The organism is Actinocrispum sp. NPDC049592 (genome assembly GCF_040675465.1).
Lineage (GTDB): Bacteria > Actinomycetota > Actinomycetes > Mycobacteriales > Pseudonocardiaceae > Kibdelosporangium.
In genome coordinates this window covers 365,363-382,427 of the sequence record NZ_JBFAPA010000007.1, presented here as the reverse complement: position 1 = coordinate 382,427, position 17,065 = coordinate 365,363, and the positions used below count along the sequence as shown (strand labels likewise).

Annotated in this window: 16 protein-coding genes and 1 pseudogene; 8 read left to right on the top strand and 9 right to left on the bottom strand. The window is 67.3% G+C overall.

Annotation, left to right across the window (positions count from 1 at the left end; all coding sequences use genetic code 11):
* Nucleotides 1–145: 145 nt before the first annotated feature.
* Nucleotides 146–1,567: pseudogene (locus tag AB0J95_RS20705) on the top strand (RNA polymerase sigma factor); the annotation flags it as partial.
* Between the two features lie 452 nt (nt 1,568–2,019).
* A complete protein-coding gene (locus tag AB0J95_RS20700) occupies nt 2,020–2,394 on the top strand; it encodes an FKBP-type peptidyl-prolyl cis-trans isomerase (RefSeq protein WP_364759794.1) in 375 nt (124 codons plus the stop codon).
* A gap of 131 nt (nt 2,395–2,525) precedes the next feature.
* On the opposite strand, the gene AB0J95_RS20695 is transcribed toward AB0J95_RS20700, so the two are convergent.
* Complete coding sequence (locus tag AB0J95_RS20695) at nt 2,526–2,909, bottom strand: hypothetical protein (RefSeq protein WP_364759791.1); 384 nt, start codon at nt 2,907–2,909, stop codon at nt 2,526–2,528.
* 218 nt (nt 2,910–3,127) lie between these two features.
* On the bottom strand, nt 3,128–3,262 hold the full coding sequence (locus tag AB0J95_RS20690; RefSeq protein ID WP_364759788.1) for a hypothetical protein: 135 nt from the start codon (nt 3,260–3,262) through the stop codon (nt 3,128–3,130).
* Nucleotides 3,263–3,498: 236 nt separating this feature from the next.
* Here AB0J95_RS20690 and AB0J95_RS20685 point away from each other — a divergent pair, with 236 nt between their 5' ends.
* Complete coding sequence (locus tag AB0J95_RS20685) at nt 3,499–3,678, top strand: hypothetical protein (RefSeq protein WP_033391384.1); 180 nt, start codon at nt 3,499–3,501, stop codon at nt 3,676–3,678.
* 659 nt (nt 3,679–4,337) lie between these two features.
* On the opposite strand, the gene AB0J95_RS20680 is transcribed toward AB0J95_RS20685, so the two are convergent.
* From AB0J95_RS20680 to AB0J95_RS20660, 5 genes are all read right to left on the bottom strand, one after another.
* Complete coding sequence (locus AB0J95_RS20680) at nt 4,338–5,513, bottom strand: ROK family protein (protein WP_364759784.1); 1,176 nt, start codon at nt 5,511–5,513, stop codon at nt 4,338–4,340.
* 5 nt (nt 5,514–5,518) lie between these two features.
* Nucleotides 5,519–6,970 carry an ABC transporter permease gene (locus AB0J95_RS20675; RefSeq protein ID WP_364759781.1) on the bottom strand — a complete coding sequence of 484 codons (1,452 nt, stop codon included), beginning with the start codon at nt 6,968–6,970 and terminating at the stop codon, nt 5,519–5,521.
* A gap of 30 nt (nt 6,971–7,000) precedes the next feature.
* Nucleotides 7,001–7,774, bottom strand: a complete 774-nt coding sequence (locus AB0J95_RS20670; protein WP_364759778.1) for an ATP-binding cassette domain-containing protein — start codon at nt 7,772–7,774, stop codon at nt 7,001–7,003.
* A 70-nt stretch (nt 7,775–7,844) separates the two neighbouring features.
* Nucleotides 7,845–8,975, bottom strand: coding sequence for a substrate-binding domain-containing protein (locus AB0J95_RS20665; protein WP_364759775.1), 1,131 nt, complete (start codon nt 8,973–8,975; stop codon nt 7,845–7,847).
* 926 nt (nt 8,976–9,901) lie between these two features.
* Complete coding sequence (locus AB0J95_RS20660) at nt 9,902–11,644, bottom strand: DEAD/DEAH box helicase (protein ID WP_364759772.1); 1,743 nt, start codon at nt 11,642–11,644, stop codon at nt 9,902–9,904.
* Nucleotides 11,645–11,825: 181 nt separating this feature from the next.
* Between AB0J95_RS20660 and AB0J95_RS20655 the strand changes: the two genes are divergently transcribed.
* Nucleotides 11,826–12,938: a YihY/virulence factor BrkB family protein gene (locus AB0J95_RS20655; protein ID WP_364759770.1), complete on the top strand. Its 1,113-nt coding sequence runs from the start codon at nt 11,826–11,828 to the stop codon at nt 12,936–12,938.
* Between the two features lie 327 nt (nt 12,939–13,265).
* Here the strand turns inward: AB0J95_RS20655 and AB0J95_RS20650 are convergent, their stop codons facing one another.
* Nucleotides 13,266–13,505 (bottom strand): DUF3039 domain-containing protein, encoded by a 240-nt coding sequence (locus AB0J95_RS20650; RefSeq protein WP_364759767.1) that lies wholly within the window; start codon nt 13,503–13,505, stop codon nt 13,266–13,268.
* Nucleotides 13,506–13,564: 59 nt separating this feature from the next.
* Here AB0J95_RS20650 and AB0J95_RS20645 point away from each other — a divergent pair, with 59 nt between their 5' ends.
* From AB0J95_RS20645 to AB0J95_RS20630, 4 genes are all read left to right on the top strand, one after another.
* A complete protein-coding gene (locus AB0J95_RS20645; RefSeq protein ID WP_364759764.1) occupies nt 13,565–14,377 on the top strand; it encodes a sporulation protein in 813 nt (270 codons plus the stop codon).
* Nucleotides 14,378–14,440: 63 nt separating this feature from the next.
* A complete protein-coding gene (locus AB0J95_RS20640) occupies nt 14,441–14,962 on the top strand; it encodes a pyridoxamine 5'-phosphate oxidase family protein (RefSeq protein WP_364759761.1) in 522 nt (173 codons plus the stop codon).
* Complete coding sequence (locus tag AB0J95_RS20635) at nt 14,959–15,879, top strand: pseudouridine-5'-phosphate glycosidase (RefSeq protein ID WP_364759759.1); 921 nt, start codon at nt 14,959–14,961, stop codon at nt 15,877–15,879. The genes AB0J95_RS20640 and AB0J95_RS20635 overlap by 4 nt, the downstream gene beginning before the upstream one ends.
* Nucleotides 15,876–16,727 (top strand): sugar kinase, encoded by an 852-nt coding sequence (locus AB0J95_RS20630; protein ID WP_364759756.1) that lies wholly within the window; start codon nt 15,876–15,878, stop codon nt 16,725–16,727. Before AB0J95_RS20635 ends, AB0J95_RS20630 begins: the two co-directional genes overlap by 4 nt.
* On the opposite strand, the gene AB0J95_RS20625 is transcribed toward AB0J95_RS20630, so the two are convergent.
* Nucleotides 16,714–17,058, bottom strand: a complete 345-nt coding sequence (locus tag AB0J95_RS20625) for a DUF3099 domain-containing protein (protein WP_364759753.1) — start codon at nt 17,056–17,058, stop codon at nt 16,714–16,716. The genes AB0J95_RS20630 and AB0J95_RS20625 overlap by 14 nt on opposite strands.
* Nucleotides 17,059–17,065: the final 7 nt, after the last annotated feature.

The window sequence follows — 17,065 nt, the reverse complement described above, 5'->3', positions numbered from 1 at the left end:
GGTTCTTTCCCCGGCGTAGGAACCCGCTGATCGGCTTGTTGTGTCACCGCACTCGCTGGGCGTCGTTACAATGGAACGGTGCCTTCGGCGAGAAGCCCGGAGGACCTCCCCGAACTCCCGGCAACTCGACCCCCGCCGTGTTGCCGTTGTCGACCGTTTCGAAAGGGCGTACGTGGCAGCCGCAGAGACCGCAACCCGACGCTCCCCGAGCACCGCGAGCGCGGCGAAGACGACCAAGACCGCCTCGGTCAAGAAGGCCGACGCCGAGGAACTCGCGGCGGCGGGAGCCACGCCGGCGGCGAAGTCGTCAGCGGGTCGCAAGCCCGCAGCCGCCGCCAAACCTCGCGCAGCCAAGAAGACCGCTGCCAAGCCGGCCGCGGGCAAGGCGGCCCCGGCCACCGCGAAGAAGGCGGCCGATGGCGACCCGGACGAGCCGGGCGACCTCGAGGACGTGCAGCTCGAGGACCTCGAGGACCTGGAGGCCGACGAGACCGACCTGGTTGACGAACCGGTCGTCGACGAGCCCGAAGAGGACGAGAAGGAGCTCGCCAAGGACGGCAAGGCCGAGAGCGGCGGCAGCGACTTCGTCTGGGACGAGGAGGAGTCCGAGGCGCTGCGGCAGGCCCGCAAGGACGCCGAGCTCACCGCCTCCGCCGACTCGGTCCGTGCCTACCTCAAGCAGATCGGCAAGGTCGCCCTGCTCAACGCCGAGGAGGAGGTCGAGCTCGCCAAGCGGATCGAGGCCGGCCTCTACGCGGCCGAGCGGGTGCGCAAGGCCGAGGAGGAGAGCGAGAAACTCACCCCGCAGATGCGGCGCGACCTGCGCTGGATCGTGCGCGACGGCGAGCGCGCCAAGAACCACCTGCTGGAGGCCAACCTGCGGCTGGTCGTCTCGCTGGCCAAGCGCTACACCGGCCGCGGCATGGCGTTCCTGGACCTGATCCAGGAAGGCAACCTCGGCCTGATTCGTGCCGTGGAGAAGTTCGACTACACCAAGGGCTACAAGTTCTCCACCTACGCCACGTGGTGGATCCGCCAGGCCATCACCCGCGCCATGGCCGACCAGGCCCGCACCATCCGTATCCCGGTGCACATGGTCGAGGTGATCAACAAGCTGGGCCGGATCCAGCGTGAGCTGCTCCAGGACCTCGGCCGCGAGCCGACGCCGGAGGAGCTGGCGAAGGAAATGGACATCACCCCGGAGAAGGTGCTGGAGATCCAGCAGTACGCCCGGGAGCCCATCTCGCTCGACCAGACCATCGGTGACGAGGGCGACAGCCAGCTCGGTGACTTCATCGAGGACTCCGAGGCCGTGGTCGCGGTGGACGCGGTGTCGTTCACACTGCTGCAGGACCAGCTGCAGTCCGTGCTCGCCACCCTGTCCGAGCGCGAGGCCGGCGTCGTGCGACTGCGGTTCGGCCTCACCGACGGTCAACCGCGCACCCTGGACGAGATCGGCCAGGTCTACGGCGTGACCCGCGAACGCATCCGGCAGATCGAGTCCAAGACCATGTCGAAGCTGCGTCACCCGTCCCGCTCGCAGGTCCTGCGCGACTACCTCGAGTGAGACCCGAATCCCGACCTGCCCCTGACCGGCATACTCGCTGGTCAGGGGCAGTTTCATGCTCAGCCCGAAATGCTCCACACACCCCCGACCGCACCCCCTTCGTTCCGGTCGGCTGACGCGGACCGCCGTTCCGTCCGCCACCTGACCCGCTCCTTGTGCGCCTCAGCGTCACGGGCCCAAGCGGAGCAGAGTTCGCGTTCAAGCCGGACTCATCGTGCAGCCCCCTGTGGAGATGGGTGGCCGAGAACCACGACGACCCAACGACCACGCCTCCTTCCCTACATTGGTATGCACGGCCGCCGATCGTCGACGCATGGCAAGGTCTCCCTGCTCACGGCGACTTTTCGCGCCGTGCATGAACGGCGCCGACCTCCCGTTCGGCGCTGGTCAGGCCGCGTGAGTACGTTGTTCGGAGTACTCACGAGCCTGACTCTTCAGTGGGAGGACTTTCAGTGGCGACGCAGAAGCCCGAGATCGGCCCGATCGACGGGGCACCACCGGCGGACCTTCAGATCGAGGACATCACCGTCGGCGACGGTCCGGAGGCCGTGCCGGGCCAAGCGGTCACCGTCCACTACGTCGGTGTGTCCTTCTCGACTGGCAAGCAGTTCGACGCGTCGTGGGACCGGGGCGACACGTTCGAGTTCCCGCTCGGTGCGGGCCGGGTCATCCGCGGCTGGGACGAGGGCGTCGCCGGGATGAAGGTCGGCGGCCGGCGAAAGCTGACCATCCCGCCGCACCTCGGTTACGGTTCGCGCGGCGCCGGTGCGGCGATCAAGCCGAACGAGACGCTCATCTTCGTGGTCGACTTGCTCGGCGTGCGCTGACTGGTCAGTTCACCAAAAACGCTAAGCAGGTGGTTCGGTGGGTTCACGGCCACGGATCGTGAGCCCACCGACCAGAGCGAGAATGCGAGGGCTTCGACGACCGCGGGCCCTGGTGCAGTACCGCGAAGCCATCAACGCGGCGCTGACCGGCAGTAGAGCGAGCAGCAACGCGAACCGTGCATGGCCAATCCCGCCGCAAACACGATCTGGTTCAGCACGTAAGGCACGACCGTCGCGAACACGCCGATACCGGCCGCGAGCGCGAGTCGCCCGGGTGACCGCCAAGCCGGTCTCGTGTCCAACGCGAACGGTGAGAGCGCAACTGCCGCGACCACGAACCCAACGGTCAGGCCGTCGATGCCGCCGCGTGCGTCGCGACGCGCAACCCCAGCAAGATGTGCCCGCCCAACATGCGGCCGCCGCGAGCGCGCGAACACTGCTCCCGCAGGACTGCCCATCCAGCGCACATCGGCGATGAACCCGACATCGGACACGGCCAGGAGCGACGCGAACACGTCCCGTCGTGTCCGCGAGCCGACCACTGCGACGACGATCGGGCCGACGAACTCAAATGCAACGGCCGTACCCAGCGGCAATGTGCAATCGCCTCATAAAAGGCGATGTTCGTCACACTGGTCGCCCACTCGAAGGTTCCGGCGAGCAACACCGTCCGGCGGCCCGCGACGGCACCCGGCAAGGCCCGTCGCCAGGCGACCAGAACCACCGCAGCGCCCTAGATCCGGAGCCATGCCACCGATACCGGGCTGAGCTGGGTGAAGAGAACCACTGCCAGCGCCGCGCCGAGGCACATCGACAGGCCGCCCATCACGAAGAGGAGCAGGGCGAGCACGTTGCGTGGCCTTACCATGGCGCCCAAGCAAAGCGCCACAAGATCTTGCATAGCGAGACGGTCACTACGGCAACCGGGCTAAACAATTGTTACGGGTGTCTCTCTCGGGCGCGGGAACACTGACGATCGCCGAAACGTCTGCAAGAGTAGAGGGAGCGAACATCGGGTAACCGCCGGGCAGTCTCTGCGGCTACCAAGTGATCGCAGCCTGACGAGGGCACCGATTCCGGTGCCGGGACGGAGGGAGATTTACCATGAACACCACGCTCACCCGCCCCGAACTGACAGCCGCCGATCGCTGTGACCGCTGCGGGGCAGCCGCACAGGTCCGCGCGATCCTGCCCTCAGGAGGAGAACTGCTGTTCTGCGGTCACCACGCGCGCGAGCACGAGGCGCGCCTGAAGGAGTTGGAGGCAGAGCTGCAGAAGGGCTGAGATCACCAGCCATACGTTCTGCGGGCGGGGACTTCGCAAGGAGTTCCCGCCCCTGCTGTATCCGGGTCCAACTGGCCCCGAACCAGCCGTACCGCGCCATCAAGGCCGCCAACGTCCAAGTGCGACCCAACTGTCGCCCACAAAGCCATCATCTCAAGCCGATTCGCGTTCATGCCGAATACGGATACGCGAATTGTCCGTATAGTCACATTGCTGAGAGTCCTGCACACCGGTGTCAGAAAGTTCCGCCACACATGTCGACTTTCTGCGCCGCAGACGCCGTCCAGGCGAGAACCGAACCACCCGATCTCCACATACAGCCTCAGCCGGTCGAGCATGAGACCACAGCGCCACCCCGTGTGGTTTGCGGACGGACAGCTCCGGACTCGGCTCAGGTGCTCGAACACATCCCGCCCCGAGTTCGGACCGGTTGCGGCGCACCGCGCGGGCAACGCGGTGGCAACGCGTCTGAGTCACCGTTCGGGTCTGTGCAGGCGGCCTGGATCTCCCGCTGGGGTGGCCGATCCGAACATCGTTCCGGCACGCACATACCAGAGACTCTCAGATCACGCCCTCGATTCCGCGCTCAGACAATGACGATCTTAGTTTGCGCAGGTCATCGACGGTTTCAGGTTGAGTGTGAACAAGGTCTGAGGCACTCACATGGTGCCGAGGACGGGTTCAAAGGCGAGTTCGGCGGCACCGATGAGCTTGGCGTCACCGCCGAGCACGGACGGCACGATCCGGGTTCCGCCGACAGCGCGGCTGACCAGGCTCCGGGTCCGGACCTCACGGCCGACATCCGCGATCAGCGCGGCGGGCAGCGACGTGAACAGATCGCCCAGGACCACGAGTTCCGGCCCCAGCATGTTCACCACGTTCACGAGCCCCAGTGCCAGCCAGTCCACGAACTCGGCGAGCTGCTCGCGAGCCAGCGAGGAATGCGCGGCCAGTTCCTTCAGAGCCGCCACTATCGCGCCACGCGGCGACCCCTCGGGCAGTTCGAGCGAACGGCAGAGTGCCGCCTCACCGATCTCGGTCTCCCAGCAGCCGTGGCTGCCGCAGTAGCAAGGCCGCCCGCCTGGCTTGACGACCATGTGCCCGATTTCGCCGAAATACCCGCTCGTGCCGCGCAGCAGCGAACTCGACGAGATCACACCGCCACCCACACCGACGTCGGCGGACACGTAAACCGCGTCCGCCGCACCTCGTGCCGCACCTCGTACGTGTTCGGCTAGAGCGCCGAGTTCGGCGTCATTGCCGAGTCGCACCGGCATCCCCAGCCCGGTGGACAGCCACTCCCCCAGCGGCACGTCGGTCCAGTGCAGGTTGGGCGCTTCATGGACAAGTCCGTCCGAACGGCGAACGACACCCGGCACGGAGACCCCGACCGCGGCGGTCTCGACCGAGAGCTCGCCGACCAGCCACCGCGTGGACTCCACGACGTGGGTGACCACCTCGTCCGGCTGGCTGCTGCGGCCGTAGAGGTTCCAGCTGTTGCGGCCAAGAATCTGCCCGCCGAGCCCCACCAGGGCGATGGCGACGCCTTCGACACGGATGTCGATCGCGAGCACCACCGCCGCGTGTGGCTGCGGAAGGACCAGCAGGGAGGGACGGCCGGCGCCGCTGCGCTGCAGCGGCACCCGTTCCTCGACGACACCGGCCTCGGCCAGGCCGTCCACCAGTGCCTTGATCGTGCTGCGGTTGAGCCCCAGCTCCGTGGTGAGCGCCGCGCGGGTGCACGGCCCGTCGATGTGCAGGCGCCGCAGCAGTGCGGTTCGGTTGTGCCTGCGAACCTCGTCGGGCCGGGCCCCCGCGATCGGCGAAGTCGTCACGGCGATCAGGACTTGGCGGCCGCCGCCCGACGGCGCGACAACGCGTCCACCGAGGCCGCGATCAGGAGCACGATGCCGGTGATGATGTTGACCTCGGCGGCACCGTAGTTGAGCAGGCCGAGGCCGTTCTGCACGACCGCGATCACGGTGCCACCGATCACCGCGTCGGTGATCTTGCCCTTGCCACCGAACAGCGACGTGCCACCGATGACCGCCGAACCCACCGCGAACAGCAGCGTGTTCAGGCCACCGGCCTGCGGGTCGACCGAACCGACCTTGGATGAGTACACGATCGCGCCCAGCGCCGCCATCGACGAGGAGACCACGAACACGCTGGCCCGGATCTTCGGCACGTTGATACCGGCACGGCGGGCGGCTTCGGCGTTGCCGCCGACCGCGTAGATGTGGCGCCCATAGCGAGTGCGGTTGAGCACGTACATCCCGATGACCATCAGGCCGAGGACGATCGGCACGACGAACGGGATGCCCTGGATGACGATGACATTCGTGGCTGCCCGGTTGATGGTCAGCAAGTAGGTGCCGACGATGCCGAGCACCGCGATGGCCAGCGCCTTGACCAGCACGATCGGGGTCGGCTGGGTCACCAGGCCGCGGTTGAGCCGGCTGAAGTGCTGGCCCAGCGTGACGGCCGCGTACCCGCCGACGACTATCACGCACATGATCCAGCTGCCGACGACGGTGAGGTTGCCGTTCGCGACGTCGTTGAGCACCGGCGACTCGGAGCTGATGGGCAGCGTGCCGCCCTGGCCGATGAGCTTGAGGATGACGCCCTGCCAGGTGATGAACAGCGCCAGGGTCACGACGAACGAAGGCATCCCGATCTTGGCGACGAGGAAGCCGGTGAGCGACCCGATCGCGGTACCCACACACAGCGCCAGCAGCATCTCCAGCCACGGGTTCGCGCCCGCTCCGGACAGCGCGATGATCAATGCCACGAGCGAGAGGGCGGTACCAATCCAGATCCGCATCAGCGCGGCCAGCGCGGCGGCGACCACGAGCAGCCCGCAGAACACGTAGAACAGCGAGCCCGGCATTCCACCGAGCAGGTTCCCGTGCTTGACCAGATGCAGGGCCATCACGGCCGCGGTCACACCGGAGGCGGTACCGGCCGACAGGTCGATCTCACCGAGCAGCAGGACGAAAACCAGGCCCATCGCGATGATCACGACGCCCGCGCCCTGCGCGAACAGGTTGGAGATGTTGCGCAGCGAGAGGAACACATCCGACTGCGTCGCGAAGTAGATCACCAGCACGATCAGGCCGGCGAGGGCGGGCAGGGAGCCGAGCTCACCGCCGCGCACCCGGGCGAAGTAGTCGCTGATGGCTTCGCCGGTGGTCTTCGAGGTGGTGTCGATGCCGAAGTCCGAGATCGCACCGGCGCGCTTGGCCTCCTCCGGCGCTGCGTGCGTTCCGGTGGCGGAAGGCTTTTCAGTCATGCGAGGTCCAGTCCATGTCTCAGGTGGTCGTCAGATGGTCACGGTGTCGGGACGGGCGAGGCCCAGCTCACCGGACCGTCCGGCGGTGATCAGCTCGACCACCTGGGTGTTGGTCACTTCCTTGGTCGGCACCTGGGCCACCATGCGCCCCAGGTAGAGCGTGGCGATCCGGTCGGCGACCTCGAAGACGTCCGCCATGTTGTGGCTGATCAGCACGACCCCCAGGCCCTGCTCGGCCAGCCGGCGGACCAGGTCGAGCACCTGGCGGGTCTGCGCGACGCCCAGCGCGGCGGTCGGCTCGTCGAGCAGCACGACCTTGCTGTTCCACAGCACGGCCTTGGCGATGGCGACGGTCTGCCGCTGCCCACCGGACAGCGAGGCGACCGGCGTGCGCACCGACTTCACGGTGCGGACGGAAAGGGAGGCCAGGGTTTCGCGCGCCGCCTTCTCCATGCTCGCCTCGTCCAGCAGCCACTGCGAGCCGCGCTCCCGGCCGAGGAACATGTTCTGCACGATGTCCAGGTTGTCCGCCAGCGCGAGGTCCTGGTAGACGACCTCGATACCCAGCGCGGCGGCGTCCTTCGGGCCCCGGATGTGCACTTCCTGGCCCTGGAACGTGACGGTTCCCGAGTCGTGACCGTAGATCCCGGCGACGCACTTGACCAAAGTGGACTTTCCGGCGCCGTTGTCACCGACGAGCGCGGTGACCTCGCCCGCACGCACAGTGAAATCCACGTCGTGCAGGACGTGGACCGGGCCGAAGCTCTTGTTGAGACCCTTGATCTCGAGGATCGGATCACTCATGTCTGTACTCCGTGATGGAACCGGGGCGGGTGCCAGTCGGGGGCAGGCACCCACCCCGGAGATGGGGGAACTAGGAGATACCGGCTGCCTGGCAGAGCGGCGCCACGTCACCGGTGCAGACCTCGGCCGCGGTCACGTACTTCTGGTCGATGACCACCTTGACGTTGTCCTTGGTGATGGACTGCGGGGTCAGCAGGACCGACGGGACATCACGGTTGCCGGTCGGGTCCTTCTCCTTCTGGGTGGCGATCTTGTCGGCACCCGCGGTGTCGCCCTTGGCCAGCGCCGCGGCCAGCTTGGCGGCCGCCTCGGCCTCCTGCTTGATCGGCTTGAAGACAGTCATGTACTGGTCGCCGCGCAGCACCGCCTGCAGGCCCGCCGCAGTGGCGTCCTGGCCGGTGACCGGGACCTTCAGGCCGTTCTTCTTCAGCACGGTGATGACCGCACCGGCCAGACCGTCGTTGGCGGCCACGACGCCGTCGACCTTGCCGCCGTTCTGGGTCAGGAACTGCTCGAAGGTGTTGCCACCCTTCTGGTTGTCCCAGCCGTCGATCGCCTGCGACTTGACCAGCTTCAGCGTGCCGGCGTCGTACAGCGGCTTCAGGATCTTCTGCTGGCCGTTGTAGAACAGCGTCGCGTTGTTGTCCGTCGGCGCACCCTCGATCTCGATGACCTGGGCGCCCTGCTTGCCCTTCAGCGCGTCGGCCAAGGCCTGGCCCTGCAGCTCGCCGACCTTCGTGTTGTCGAAGGAGACGTAGTACTTGGAGCTGCCGCCGAGGTTGAGGCGGTCGTAGTCGATCGTCGGGATACCGGCGGCGGCGGCCTTGGTGGCGACCGTCTTGCCGACCTCGCTGTTGATCGAGGCGATGACCAGGACCTTGACGCCCTGGGTGATCATGCCGTCGGCGAGGGTGGTGAACTTGGTGACGTCACCCTGGGCGTTCTGCACATCGGCGTCGAGTCCTTGGGCCTTCATGGCCTCCTGGATCATCGGCTTGTCGAAGCCCTCCCACCGGGCCGAGGTGGCGGTCTCCGGCAGGATGACGCCAACCTTGGTGCCGCCACCGGCGCTACTCCCGCCAGTCGAGGCGCTGCTAGTGCCAGATGATGCCGGCGGGTTCGCTGAGTTGGCCCCGCAAGCCGTGAGGGCGAGGGCGACACCCGCACCCACGGCGGCGAGGGCAAGGGTCTTGCTACGCATTCGTCGTCCTTCCAGTGGGACTCGAAAAAGTTGTGCGCCACAACATATGCCCGGCACCCCAGTGACCGGAAGCACACTGATTCGATTCAGACGCTTTGGTGGGATACGAAGTGGCAACGGCCGCGTAACCGAAGGGCTTCTACTCATCGAACAGTGATGACCTGGTCACGAGCGGTGAGGGAACGGGACGGTCCAACCGGCATTCCGCGATCCCGTTGGACCGCACGGGTGACGAATTTGTTGCCGACCCCCGTTCCTCGGCCCCAAACTACCGAAACGCCTGGTCAGGCTCCAACAAACCGAACGTAGGTACTGAGTTCCGGCCAACCCGCCCGATGATCACCCGGGTTTGTTGTGCCACGCCGCAACAAACTATCGACATGCCCTGACCAGGGGTAACAGCGCCCAGGAGGAGCTGCCGCGACCAAACCGCGACGTTCAGACCGCCCGCTGGACCGCCACCGTCAACAAATTCCAGCCGCTGGCTCCCGCCCGCAGAACCCTGAGTTCGCCCTCAGCCCGGATCCCCAGCCTCAAGACCATAAGCGCGCCCTGCTTGCCCGCACTCCGAGCCTCGCTCGTACTCCCCACGAGCCCCGCACACGTCGCAGTCCCCCCGCATGAGGCGGCCACAATCGCAATACACGCCCTGAACAGCGGGTTCACGCTGAGCGTGAACCCGCGTCGCATCACGACTTTGACCCGATCATGGCGCCGATCCGCCACCGCCCACCGCCCACCGCCCACCTCGCGGCTCGCGGCTCGCGGCTCGCGGCTCGCGGCTCGCGGCTCGCGGCTCGCGGCTCCCGGCTCCCGGCTCCCGGCTCCCGGCTCCCGGCTCCCGGCTCCCGGCTCCCGGCTCCCGGCTCCCGGCTCCCGGCTCCCGGCTCCCGGCTCCCGGCTCCCGGGCGAGGATATTTCGCCGCTCACCAGGAGCGGAGGGTGGCGATCCGTTCCTCGAGCTGTTCGGCCGAGGCCATCGCGGTCGGCGGGCCTCCGCACTGGCGCCGAAGGTCGCCGTGGATCACGCCGTGGGGCTTGCCGGTGCGGTGGTGAAACATCGCGACCAGCGTGTTCAGCTCCTTGCGCAGACCGTTGAGCCGCTCCTGAACCGTCAACGGGCGAGCCTCGGCCTGCGGGCGCTCCTGCTTCTCGGCCCGGCGGGCACTGCGGGACGCGAGCTGGCGTTCCTGGCGTTGCTGCAGGAGCGTGCGGACTTGCTCAGGTTCGAGCAGTCCAGGCAGGCCGAGGTATTCCTGTTCCTCCTCGGACCCGACGCCGGCCGCGGTACCGAACGAGGACCCCTCGTAGATGACCTGGTCGAGTTCGGCGGACGCCCCGAGCGAGGTGAACGCCTTCTCCTCCTCGCCGGGTTCGTCCTCGGTCCGGTTGGCCGCCGCGAGCAGCTCGTCGTCCCAGCCGTCCTTCTCCCTGTGCGGCTTGCCCAGGACGTGGTCGCGCTGCGCCTCCATCTGGCTGGCGAGTTCGAGCAGAACCGGCACGCTCGGCAGGAACACGCTCGCGGTCTCACCTGCGCGCCGCGCACGCACGAACCGTCCGACGGCCTGAGCGAAGAACAACGGGGTCGACGCGCTCGTGGCGTACACGCCGACGGCGAGCCGCGGAACGTCGACGCCTTCACTCACCATCCGGACCGCGACCAGCCAGCGGTCGTTGGACTCCGAGTATTTCGCGATATTCCCGGACGCCTTCGGGTCGTCGGACAGGACGAGGGTCGGTTCCTCGCCGGAGACCTTGTGCAGGATCCTGGCGTACTCGCGGGCGCTGGTCTGGTCGGACGCGATCACCAGGCCACCGGCGTCCGGCACACCGTTTTCACGCAATTGGCGAAGCCGGATGTCGGCGGCGCTGAGCACGGACGGCATCCACTCGCCGGACGGGTCCAGGGCGGTTCGCCAGGCGCGCGCGGTCTGTTCCTGGGTCAGCGGCTCACCCAGCCGGGCGGTGAACTCCTCCCCGGCGCTCGTCCGCCACGACGCCTCACCGGAGTACGCCAGGAAGATCACCGGTCGGACCACGCCATCGCGCAACGCGTCCGAGTACCCGTAGGTGTGGTCGGCGACGCTGCGCATCGCACCACCGCCGTCGGGCTCGTAGCTGACGAACGGGATCGGCGAGTCGTCACTGCGGAACGGGGTGCCGGTGAGCATGATCCGCCGCACGGCCGGGGTGAACGCCTCGCGGATCGCGTCACCCCACGCTTTGGCGTCACCACCGTGGTGGATCTCGTCGAGGAGCACCAGGGTCTTGCGGTTCTCCGTCCGCACCCGGTGCAGCGTCGGGTGGGCGGCGACCTGTGCGTAGGTCACGGCGACGCCGCGGTAGTCCTTCGAGGTCGAACCGGTGGTGTTGCGGAATTCGGGATCGATCGGGATTCCGAACGAGTTCGCCGAAGCCGCCCACTGATGCTTGAGGTGCTCGGTCGGGGTCACGATGGTGACCGCCTCGACCGTGCGGTCGGCCAGCAGTTCGGCCGCCAGCCGGAGACCGAACACCGTTTTCCCGGCGCCCGGGGTCGCCACCGCCAGGAAGTCTTTCGGCGCGGACGCGAGGTACTTCGTGATGGCCCGGCGCTGCCACGCGCGCAGAGGCCGCTGGCTGGGACTTGGGGCAGGTTGAGCCGGGGGTGCGTAGTCGGGCGCTACCACGAAACTCTCGGCTCCTTTCGCACACGAATGCCCTCATGGTGTGTGCCCGCTGGATGCGGATCCACTCGGTGAGGGCGCTCTGCAGCCTACCGTCCGCGGCGGCGGCGCGCGGCGCCGACGGCGTTGCCCGGGCGGGTCGAGTCAGCCATATCACGTCGCATGGACCATGCTTGGCAGTGATATGAGCGACCAGCATCCCGCCGCTGACGGGCCACAAGCGCGCCGCCGACCCCGGCGGCTCGTCACCCGCACGCTCCAGAAAGCGTGGGATGGCAGCATCTTCTCCGAGGCGGCCGAGGCGGCGTTCTGGCAGACCCTGTCGCTGCCGCCGCTGCTGCTCGGACTGCTGGGCAGCCTCGGCTACGTGTCCGGCTGGTTCGGCGCGGCGATCCTGGACGCCGTCCACGACCGGATCGTCAGCTTCTCGCACACGATCTTCAGCGACAACGTCGTCAAGGACATCATCTCGCCGACCGTGAACGACATCCTGCGCACGGGACGCGGCGAGGTCGTGTCGATCGGCTTCCTGATCTCGCTGTGGGCGGGTTCGTCGGCGATGTCCTCGTTCGTGGATGCCATCACGGCCGCACACGACCAGTACAGCGTGCGGAATCCGGTCTGGCAGCGGATCTTCGCGCTGCTGCTGTACGTCGTCAGCCTGATCGGCCTGATCATCGGCCTGCCACTGCTCGCGCTCGGCCCGGACATCCTGCCGAACTTCTTCCCGGGATCGTGGCGGGGCCAGGTCACGATGTACGTGAACCTGCTCTACTACCCGACCTTGGGCGTCCTCGCGCTGCTCGCGGTAACGACGTTGTACAAGCTCGCGCTCCCCCGCAAACTGCCGTGGCATCGCGGCGTCCCGGGCGCTGTGCTGGCGGTCGTCGTGTTCATGCTCGCGAGCAGCCTGCTGCGCCTGTACATCTCGTGGATCACGACGACGGGTTACACGTACGGCGCGCTCGCGACGCCGATCGCGCTGCTGCTGTTCACGTTCTTCATCGGGTTCGCGATCGTCCTCGGTGCGCACTTCAACGCCGCGATCCAGGAGATCTGGCCTGCCCGGATGACCCGCCGGCAACGCCGCCGCTGGCGCCGTCTGGAGATGGAGCGCGTCGCCGAACAGATCCGGACGAACAAGGGCGCGCCCACCGCGACGGGCCCGGATCTGACCACCGACGTGACGGCGTCCGAACACAACGCGGCCCAGCAGCACGCATCGCCACAGCCCGGCGTCATTCCGGGCGAAACCCGAAAAGGCGGAAGCCCGGCCTCGGGCCGAGTCGAAGGCTAGATCGCCCACCCAAGTACGCGCCAGGTCCGCAGTCTTTGCCAACGCCAGACCATCCGACCCGACACAGTGCCGTCCAGCCGACCCGCTCGTCACATCCGAGTCTCACCAGGTCACGACCGATTCCGGGGCGGATCCGAACAAACCGGTTTCGCGCGTCGTGCCCCAGTCGGTTTGGCGGACGTTGAGGGTGCTTCCAAGCCGGACACGCCGTCCTAATGCACTCATCCGCAGATCAGCGCAGATTTCCGGGCTGAACGCGAAGCCGTCCGAGCTGTGTGGAGAGGTTGGCGCCTCTCCACACAAGCGTCGAACGACAGGTCGAGACGGTCAGTTGCCGGGAGGAGGAAGGTTCTTGAAGATCCGCTCGCACTCCGGGCAGACCGGAGAGCCCGGTTTGGGCGCACGGGTCACCGGGAACACCTCACCGCACAGGGCGACAACGAAGTTGCCCATCACGGCGCTCTCGGCGATCTTGTCCTTCCGGACGTAGTGGAACATCTTCGGCGTGTCCTCGCCGGTCGAGTCCCTGGTGTCTACGTCAGGCAGAGTCTGGGTGGACGTACTCACGGCACCAATGATGCATCAAAGCCGCCCGAATCCCACGGTCGCCTGGCAGGATGCGGCGCATGTTCCAGAAGGTGCTGGCCAGCTTCGGCCAGGGTGGGGCCAAGGTCGACGCCACATTGCTGGACCGCAGCGTCCGGCCAGGCGGCCCGTTGCGCGGTCAGGTCCAGCTCGCCGGTGGCCAGGTCGACCAAGAGGTCGACGGCCTGGGAATCACCCTGCTGTCCCGTGTCGAACAGGCGGACGAGCAGGGCACGGTCGAACTGGTGGACATGCCGTTCCAGAACGTGAACCTGGCGAGCAACGCCGTCGTACAGGCCGGCCAGCAACTCACGGTGCCGTTCGAGATCCAGCTGCCCTGGGAAACGCCGGTCACCACGGTCCTGGGCAAGCACCTGACCGGGATGGCGATCGGCCTGCAGACCAACCTGGACCTCTCCGGATCCGTGGTGGACCCGCAGGACATCGACGCGGTGTCGATCGAGCCGTTGCCTGCACAGCACCGGATTCTCGACGCGCTGAGCCGGCTCGGTTTCACCTTCCGCAGCGCCGGCCTGGAGAAGAACAAGATCATCGGCCTGGACCAGCAGCTGCCCTTCTACCAGGAGATCCGGTTCGGCCCGAGCCAGGCGTTCGCGCCGGTGTTCAACGAGCTGGCGGTCACGTTCCTGGCGGGCTCGTCGCGGATGCAGGTGGTCCTCGACGTGGACAAGCGTGTGCGGGTGGCCAAGGGCAGCGGTCTCGGCGGCGCCCAGGGCCGGCCGTTCATCGGCGCGTTCCCGCTCGAATACGCGCGGATGGGCGCGACGAACTGGGAGCAGCAGATCGAGGGCTGGCTGCGGGAAGTGGCCAGGCCCAGGGCGATTTTCGACTGAATCATGAACTCCCCCGGACCAAGTCAGGCAGCCGGACCCGAGCCGACCGCGCGGCGTCCGCACATGCCCGGATATGGACTGCTGCCCGCGGACAAGGGCAGCGGGCTGCTGCCGTGGTCCTGGGCACTGGAGCGTTTGCGAAATTCGCGGAATTACTGGCTGACCTCGGTATGGCCGGACGGGCGGCCACACCTGATGCCCGTGTGGGCGGTATGGCAAGACCGCGACGGCGAGTCCACGGGCGAGGCCGGCCACACGCCGCCGGGGACTCTCTGGTTCTCCAGCGGACTGAAGTCCCGGAAGGTCCGCAACATCCAGGCGGGCTCGGATGTGTCCGTGGCCGCCGAGGACGCGCTAAACCCGGTCGTGCTCGAAGGCACTGTTCGGATCGAGACTGAAAACGCCTCCTTGCTGCGGTTTCTCGATGCAGTGAACGCCAAGTACGAGACGAGCTACGGCCCGGAACTCGTCGATCCGGCAGCCAACGCGACCCTCGAGATCACCCCTCGATGGGTGTTCGGGCTCACTGAGGACGACTTCAGCGGCTCGCCGACCCGGTGGACCTGGCACGATGGCCGTTCGTGACCGACATCGCCGTAGCTGACGAAGTAAGAACAGCAGTCGCCGAAGGCAAGGCCGTCGTGGCCCTTGAGAGCACACTGCTTTCGCATGGATTGCCACCCGGACGCAACCGCAAGGTCGCCGCCCGGCTTGAGGCGGTCGTGCGGGACGCGGGTGCGGTGCCGGCCACGATCGCCGTCTTGGACGGACAGCCACATGTCGGGCTCAACGCCGACCAGTTGGACCGCGTGTGTGATCCCGCCGCGGAGCTGGTGAAACTGTCCCGCCGTGATCTCGGCCCCGCGATCGCCATGGGCCAGAGCGGCGCCACCACTGTTGCCAGTACGTCGGCGTTGGCTGACGTCGCGGGTATCGGCGTGTTCGGCACAGGCGGTCTTGGTGGCGTGCACCTGCCGTTGCCCGGCCGGTCGATGTCCTGGGACGTGTCGGCGGACATGGAGGCGCTCGCGACCACACCGGTCGTCGTGGTGTGTTCCGGCGTGAAATCGGTGTTGGACATCGAGGCGACGCTGGAACTCCTGGAGACCCGTTCGGTCCCCGTGCTGGGATACCGCACCGACTCGTTCCCGTCGTTCTACCTCCGTGAGTCGGCCTTCTCGGTGCCGTGGCGGGTCGATACGCCCGAACAGGCCGCCGCGGTGGTCGCCGCGCACCGCGCCCTGCCCGGGCGTTCCGGGGTCCTGCTGACGAACCCGATTCCGGCTGAGCACGAAATGGATCGCGAGATCCACGACCGTCTGCTGGCCGACGGTTTGCGGCTGTTGAGCGAGCGCGGCGTACAGGGCCGGGATGTGACACCCGTGCTGCTCGAGCACTTCCACACCGCTAGCGAAGGGCTGAGCCTCGACGCCAACGAGGAACTGGTGGTGTCGAACGTCACTCTGGCCGCTCAGGTGGCCGTCGAACTGGTGAAGACATGACCATCCTGGTTGTCGGGGATGCCGGCGTCGACGTGATCGCCGTGCCCGAAGGGCAGATCGTGCACGGCGGGGACACCAGGTCGCGAATCAGGATCACGACGGGCGGTGCGGGCGCGAACACCGCGACCTGGCTCGCGAAACTCGGCGCAGACGTGGTTCTTGTCGGGCGCATCGGTGACGACTCAGCTGGCCGTCAGGTGCGCGACGAGCTGACGGCCGCGGGTGTGCGTTGCGAGTTGGCCGTCGATCCAGTCGCACCGACCTGTTGTGTTGTGGTCATAGTCGACGCCGAAGGGGAACGGACGATGCTGCCCGACCACGGCGCGGGCGCGTTCCTCCACCCCGATGACCTGACTTCGGATCTGCTCCGAAATGCCCGTCACCTGCACCTTTCCGGCTATGTGCTGCTCAACCCGGCCTGCCGCGACACCGGTCTGGCCGTATTGGCAGCTGCCAGGGACGCGGGTCTGACGACCTCCGTGGACCCGCAGTCCGCCGGTCTGATCACGGACCCTGCCGCGTTCCTGGACTGGGTTCAGGGCGTAGACCTGTTGCTGCCGAACGCGGACGAACTCGCTGTGCTGAAAAGCACAGCCGACCCGTTGGATCACGTCGGAGCCATCGCGGCGACCGCAGGAGCAAGTGGTGCAACATGGTTCAGTCGGAACACGAACATTTCCGTACCAGCGCAACAAGTTTCCTGCGTGGACTCAACTGGCGCGGGCGACGCGTTCAACGCCGGACTGCTGACGGCGTGGCTCAACGGCGAGCCGCCCGCCGCGGCGTTGCGTGCGGGTATCAACGCCGCCACCACAGCAGTCAGCGCGGTCGGTGCTACCCCTCGATGACCTGCTGGTTGGCCCGTTCGATCAACTGAGCCGACGGTTCGCCCTGCCGCGTGCGGTACCGGTTGACCCTCTCGGCCTTCCGCGGCGGGCGGTCGTTGGCGATCAGGACCGCCACCCACGGCAGCGGCACTGACAGCACTAGGAAACCCAGTGCCAGCCACCACGTGTCGTGAAAGACCAGTGCCAGCGCGATGCACGGGAAGCGCATCGCCATCATGGTGATGTACTTGCGCTTACGTGCCGCGTGCTGTTCTTCGAACGACGGCGCCGCCTCGGTGATGAGAACCGGGGTTTCGTCTCGCTCGTGCCCTGCTTGTTCCGGGCGCTTCACGAAACCA